General features: G+C 67.7%; 4 protein-coding genes and 1 pseudogene. All 5 read right to left on the reverse strand.

The genetic code is table 11. The features are described from left to right. Window positions 1-181: 181 nt before the first annotated feature. Window positions 182-1612 carry a replicative DNA helicase gene (locus OZ10_RS12055; RefSeq protein ID WP_039403345.1) on the reverse strand — a complete coding sequence of 477 codons (1431 nt, stop codon included), beginning with the start codon at window positions 1610-1612 and terminating at the stop codon, window positions 182-184. 221 nt (window positions 1613-1833) lie between these two features. Continuing rightward, a complete protein-coding gene (locus tag OZ10_RS12060) occupies window positions 1834-2388 on the reverse strand; it encodes an NADPH-dependent FMN reductase (protein ID WP_039403348.1) in 555 nt (184 codons plus the stop codon). Between the two features lie 69 nt (window positions 2389-2457). After that, window positions 2458-4398 (reverse strand): asparagine synthase (glutamine-hydrolyzing), encoded by a 1941-nt coding sequence (asnB, locus tag OZ10_RS12065; protein ID WP_039403351.1) that lies wholly within the window; start codon window positions 4396-4398, stop codon window positions 2458-2460. 175 nt (window positions 4399-4573) lie between these two features. Next, entirely contained in the window at window positions 4574-5212 is a 639-nt protein-coding gene (locus OZ10_RS12070; RefSeq protein WP_039403353.1) for a glutathione S-transferase family protein, read from the reverse strand. A gap of 152 nt (window positions 5213-5364) precedes the next feature. Beyond that, window positions 5365-6656, reverse strand: a pseudogene (locus tag OZ10_RS12075) (transglutaminase); the annotation flags it as partial.

The raw sequence follows: 6656 nt of genomic DNA on the forward strand, positions 1-6656 counted from the left end.
GCGTTCATTGCCTGCATGCCGATCAGCATGCTGCGCATGCGCACTGGCAGACCGCGTGCCGCAATCACTGCGCAAGTGCCATCGCCATCATTACGCGCCTACGCGTAGCAGGCGACGCGGGGCATGCCGCGCCACCACCGTCCAATGCCCTCCACGCGCGCGGGCACCGGCCGCGCGGCCGTTACTCGAAGCTGCCCACCGAATCGTGCGCCAGATTGTCGAAGCGGGTGTATTCGCCGAAGAACTTGAGCTTGCACGCACCGGTCGGCCCGCCGCGGTGCTTGCCGATGATGATCTCGGCCAGGCCCTTGTCCGGCGAATTTTCCTTGTTGTAGTAATCGTCGCGGTAGATGAAGACGATCATGTCCGCGTCCTGCTCGATTGCGCCCGATTCGCGCAGGTCGGCCATCACCGGGCGCTTGTCGGTGCGCGTTTCCAGCGAGCGGTTGAGCTGCGACAGCGCGATCACCGGCACGTTGAGTTCCTTGGCCAGGCCCTTGAGTCCACGCGAGATTTCCGAGATTTCCGTTGCACGGTTCTCGCTGTTGCCCGGCACCGACATCAGCTGCAGGTAATCGATCACGATCAGGCCCAGATCGTGTTCGCGCTTGAGCCGGCGGCACTTGGACCGCAGCACCTCCGGCGACACGCCAGGCGTGTCGTCGATGAAGATCTTGGTTTCCTTCAGCATCTTGATCGCGCCGGTCACGCGCGCCCAATCCTCGTCTTCCAGCGCGCCGGTACGCAGACGCTGCGCGTTGATGCGGCCGTTCGACGAGATCAGGCGCATCGCCAGCTGCGAGGCCGACATTTCCATCGAAAATACCGCCACGCCTTTCTTGGATTTGATCGCGGCGTATTCGGCGATGTTTAGCGCGAAGGTGGTCTTGCCCATGGCCGGACGTGCCGCCAGGATGATCAGGTCGGTCGGCTGCAGGCCGGCGGTCATCGCGTCGAAATCGGTGTAGCCGGTGGGAAGGCCGGTGATGTTGCCGCCGTTTTCAAACCGGTTGCGCAGCTCTTCGAAGGCATCCTTCAGGGCGCCCGGCATCGCCACGAAATCGGTGCGGCCGCGCGCGCCGGCTTCGGCGATCTTGAACACGGCTTTTTCCGCGGCCGACAGCAATTCAACGCTCTCGCGGCCTTCCGGCTGGAAGCCATCGTTGACGATGGTGGTCCCCACCTCGATCAGTTGCCGCAGCACCGCCTTGTCGCGCACGATTTCCGCATACGCGGCGATGTTGGCCGCCGACGGCGTGGTGCTGGCCAGCTCGATCAGGTAGGCACCATCGCCCACCTGCTCCAGCTTGCCCTGCGACTCGAACCACTCGCCCAGGGTCACCGCATCGAACGGGCGGTCCTTCTCGTTCAATTCGCGGATGGCGCGGTAGATCAGCCGGTGATCGCGCCGGTAGAAATCGTTTTCGGTGAGCTGGTCGTTGACCCGGTCGAACGCGTCCGGCGCCAGCATCAGCCCGCCCAGCACCGCCTGTTCGGCCTCCACCGAATGCGGCGGTACCCGCAACTGGTCCAGACGCGGCTCGGGACGATCGTAATCGTCGTCGTCGCGATCGCGATTGCGCTTGGAACGGAAACCAGGACGAGCAGACATGGACGAACAGACCTGACGCGGGGAGACGAGGGCAGGAAGCATAGTCATCGGCGGCGCCGACGACCATGCACAACTCTGTGGATAACTGGTGGACAGCCGGTGCATCAGCGTTGTACGCCAGCGCTGTCGCAACGGCCGAGACGCCCGCCCCGCCTGGGTTTGCGGCCTGCCCCCGGCCCGTTCGGCAGGCCTGAGCCAGGCCGGGATTCGCTGTGGTCAACTCAGCGCTTGGTGCGCTCGATCAGGCCCAGGAAGGCGTCGATGAAGCCCTGCAGGAACGTGCGGCTGTCGGCGTTGGCGAGCTGGTCGTCCGGCCCGAACAGGCCGTCATTGTACTGCAGGAACACCTCCGGCTGGCCGAGCACATGCATGTTCAGGTAGGCCAGCACGTTGCGCAGGTGCTGCTGCGCGGTGGCGGTGCCGATGGCGCCGACCGAGATGCCGACCACCGCTGCCGGCTTGCCGGAAAACGCGCTGTCGCCATACGGGCGCGAGCCGGTGTCCAGCGCGTTCTTGAGCACGCCGGGGATCGAGCGGTTGTATTCGGGGGTCACGAACAACACCGCATCGGCGGCGCGGATCTGCTGTTTCAGGCGCGTGCCTTCGGCCGGGAAATCGCCATCGCGATCCTGGTTGTACAACGGGATATCCCCGATTTCCACGTACTCGAACACGGCCTTGTCGCCGGCCAGATGCTCCAGCGCGCGTGCCAGCTGACGGTTGTACGACGCTGCGCGCAGGCTGCCGACGAGGACGGCGATGGTGAACTTGCTCATGGGAACGCTCCATTGGGGAAACCAGCGCCCGACTCTAGTCAGCCCGACGCGCACACCCGGTGAAACGCCTCAGCGGCTCACCGCCGCCCGCTGCGCGCGCCAATGCGCCTGCCATGCCTGGAACATCAGCACCGTCCACAGGTGCGTATGCCATTTGCGCTCGCCGCCGTTGAAGGCGCGCCAGAGCCCGGCCACGGTATCGGCGGCAAACACGCCCTCGCGCTCCAGCGTGCCATGCGCCAGCAGATCGTCCGCCCAGCCGTGCAGATCGCCGCGCAACCACGCACTGACCGGGGCGCCGAAGCCACGCTTGCCGCGGTACACCATCGGGTCGGGCAGGTAGCGGCACAGCACGCGCTTGAGCAGATACTTGCTGACGCCGTCGCGGTACTTGAGCGACAACGGCAACGACCAGGCGAACTCGGCCACGCGCCAGTCCAGCAACGGTGCGCGCGCTTCCAGACCCACCGCCATGGTGGTGCGATCCACCTTGCACAACAGATCGTCGGGCAGGTAGGCGGCAAAATCGGCCAGCATCATCGCGTCGGCCGGCGTGCCCGAGCCGTGCAGCGGGTCGGCCAGGCTGTAGAAACTGTCCGGCTCGGTGGCGCCCAGCACCACCGCGGCCGGATCGCGCCAACGCGAGATGCGGTTGCGGTAGATGTCGCCGATGCCACGCGCGCCGGCTTCGGCCACCAGCGCGGCCAATCCGCCGGTGCGCGAGGACTCGCCGTTGCTGCGCGCCGCCACCGCCATCAGCCGGCGCAGCGGACCCGGTACCAGGCCGTGCATGCGCCAGTTGCGCAGCGCGCGCTGGTAGCGGCCGTAGCCGAAGAACAGTTCGTCGCCCCCGTCGCCGGACAGCGCCACCGTCACCCCGCCGCGTGCCAGCCGCGCCACCAGGGCCGTCGGCACCTGCGAGGCGTCGGCAAACGGTTCGTCGAACATGTCCGGCAAGGTCGGCACCACCGCCAGCGCATCGGCGCCGCTGACATAGAGCTCGGTGTGGTCGGTGTGCAGATGCGTGGCCACTTCGCGCGCCAGCGGCGCCTCGTCGTGATGCGAGCCTTCGAAACCAATGCTGAAGGTGTGCACCGGCTGGGCGCTCTGCGCCTGCATCATCGCGGTGACGATCGACGAATCGGTGCCGCCGGACAGGAACACGCCCACCGGCACGTCGGCCACCATGCGCAGCGCCACCGCATCGCGCAACACGCTGTCCAGTTGCGCTTCGGCCTGCGCATCGGTGCCGGTGAACGGCGCTGCCAGCGCGCGCTGCATCGCTTCGCGCGCATTCCAGAACGGCTGCTGCGCCTGATCCGGCCGGTGCGCGGCAGCGCCCGCCGCCACGGTCTGCGCATCCATCCGCAGCACCCGGCCGGGCATCAGCTTGAAGGTGTGCTCATGGATGCAGGCCGGGGCCGGGATGTAGCCCAGACGCAGCAGCAAGGTCAGCGCGTTGCGATCGACGCCATTGTCGAAATCCGGGTGCTGCCACAACGCCTTGAGTTCGGAACCGAACACCAAGGTGTCGCCGGCCCAGCCGTAGTACAGGGGCTTTTTGCCCACCCGGTCGCGTGCAAGAAACAGACAGTTGTCGCGCTCGTCCCACAGCGCGATGGCGAACATGCCGTTGCAGCGGGACAGGGTGTCGTCCAGGCCCCACTCCACCACCGCCGCCAACAGCACCTCGGTATCGGAATGACCGCGAAAACGATGCCCCAGCGCCGCCAGGGCCGCGCGCAACTGCGCGAAGTTGTAGACCTCGCCGTTGTAGGCCAGCACATAGCGGCCGTCGGCCGAGCGCATTGGCTGATGTCCCAGCGGCGACAGATCCAGGATGCTCAGCCGCTGGTGCGCCAGCGCCACGCCAGCCTGCGCATCGCACCAGGTGCCGGCATCGTCGGGGCCGCGATGACGCACGGCCGCACCCATGGGGCGCACCAGCGCGTCGAGCTGCTCGCCGTGCAGGCGCGGCGAGGCCAGCAGCAATCCTGCCAATCCGCACATCCTCAGCGCCCCTGCGACATGACGGTGGCCGGGCGAGAAGCGCCGGCACACCGCGCACTGCCGGCGTGCCGGCCTTGGCGCGAGTGCGCGGGGGTCGATCCAGCGCCCTGCCCGCCCCCACCTGCTCCGCAGTTGGCTGCCGCAGAATCGGCCACCCGCACGCAGCGTGCGCCGCTCATGCCGCCACCGCCGCAGGGGTCGGCATCGGCACGAATCCAGGCAACGCCTGCACGCGTTGCAGCCAAGCATCGATCGCCGGCCAACGCTCCAGATCGAAGCCGCCATCTGCCGCACAATGGGTGTAGGCAAACAAGGCGATGTCGGCAATGCCGTAATCGGCGCCGGTGAACCAGGCGTGCTGCTGCAGGTGCTGTTCCATCACCGCCAGGGCCTGTTCGCCGCGCGCGCGCAGCTGCGGCAGTTCTGCGCGGCGCGACGCATCGCGCGGGGTCCACAGGCTGATGAAACGCGCCACCGCCACATACGGCTCATGGCTGTACTGCTCGAAGAACATCCAGCTCAGGGCCTGCGCGCGCTGCCAGGCATCGGTGGGCAGGTACGGCGTGCCTTCGGCCAGCCAGAACAGGATCGCGTTGGATTCGGTGAGCACGCGGCCGTCGTCGCGCTCCACCATCGGCACCTTGCCGTTGGGGTTCTTGGCCAGGTACTCGGGCGTGCGGCTCTGCCCGGCCACGCTGTCCACTTCGACCCAGTGATACCGGCTGCCCAGCTGCTCCAGCAGCAGGCGCACCTTGTAGCAATTACCGGAGCTGGACATGCCATGCACGGTCAACGGGGGACGCACGGTCGACATCACACTGACTCCGCGGCAACAACGAGGGGGCTGGCAGTGTCACAGCCCTTTGCGGCTTTGCAAAGCCCTGCGCAGGGTGCCGGCCGGCCATCGCCGGTGGAGTGCGCGCTGCCAGCGCAGGAGCCTGCAGCCGAGGTGGGCCGCATCCCGCCTCAGCCCATCGCCACGATGGCGACCGGCACCCCCAGCACCGCCAGCAGCACGCCCAGCAGTGACAGCGTCAACGCCCAGGCACCGAACGCGCGGCTGCGCGCACAGCCGGTCGTGCCGGCCACCGACTGGATTGCGCTGATCGACCACCACACCGCCCCGAGCATCAGCAGCAGCACGCACACCGACAGCTGCGCCATGCCGGCCGGGTCGCTGGCCCCGGCGCGCAGCAGCTCCACCCTGCCCTTGAGCGCCACCAGCGCGGCGAGCACGCACACCAACCATGGCAGGACACTGCCGGCCATCGCCGGCAGCAGGCGATCGAAACGCGCAGCGCTGCCCATCCAGCGCAACAGCAACGTGAGCAGCACGCAGCCCAGCGGCAGCAGCGCACCGACGGCGACGACGCCCGCCAGCTGCATCCACCACGGCAGCGCGTGCAGCCACATCCATGTCGACACCAGCGTGGTCACGACAAACACGGCCCACGCGCTCATGCGCAACCGGCGGTGTTGCGGCATGCGTTGCGCCGTGCCATGCGGGTTGAACAGCATCCCGCCCAATCCGCCAGCACGCCACCACGGCAGGCACACCAGTACCAGCACGATCAGCGCCAGCAGCCCGGCCAACGGATCGCCCAGCGCCCGCCAGTCCGGTGGTTGCAAGCGCCGCTGCGGCTTGAGATCGTGATTGAAGTACAGCAGGTCGCGCGCACGCTCCATGTCGGCCGATGCACGTGCCACCTCCCCGGCAGGAATGCGATCGGTAAAACGCTGCCATTCACCCACGATGACCAGGCGGTCATCGCGTACTGCGATCGTGCGCGAGAAGCGGAACCAGGGGTTGGCCACGATCTGCCTGTCGCTCTCCACGGTCACCGCCGGGTCGGCCTGCACGCGCACGGTCTGCCGTGCCAGCTGCGGTCCGCCCAGCGCCAGCGGGCTCTTGCGCGCCTGCGCGGGCAAGGCCTGCATCCACTCGCCGAGCTGGAACAACGGGAAGCCGAGCTCGTCGCCTTCCCTGGCCGGCCATTCCAGCCGATAGGTTTCGTGGGTGCGCACGTTCAGCGCATCGGCAGCGTCGATGGTCGGCTCGCTCACCTGGGTCAGCGCGGTGTAGTAGTGCTGCATGAACTCCAGATAGTGCTCGCCCACAGCGGGCGCACCATTGGTTTCGAAACCCGACGCCACCTGCTCCCCGCGCCCCTGCCGGTAGATGGTGTCCACCGCAAAGCGCGCCACGCGCTGCGGCTTGCGCAGCGACACGACCACGTCCTCGACCACCTCGACCTGCG

It is taken from the genome of Xanthomonas cannabis pv. cannabis, from assembly GCF_000802365.1.
Classification (GTDB): Bacteria; Pseudomonadota; Gammaproteobacteria; order Xanthomonadales; family Xanthomonadaceae; genus Xanthomonas; species Xanthomonas cannabis.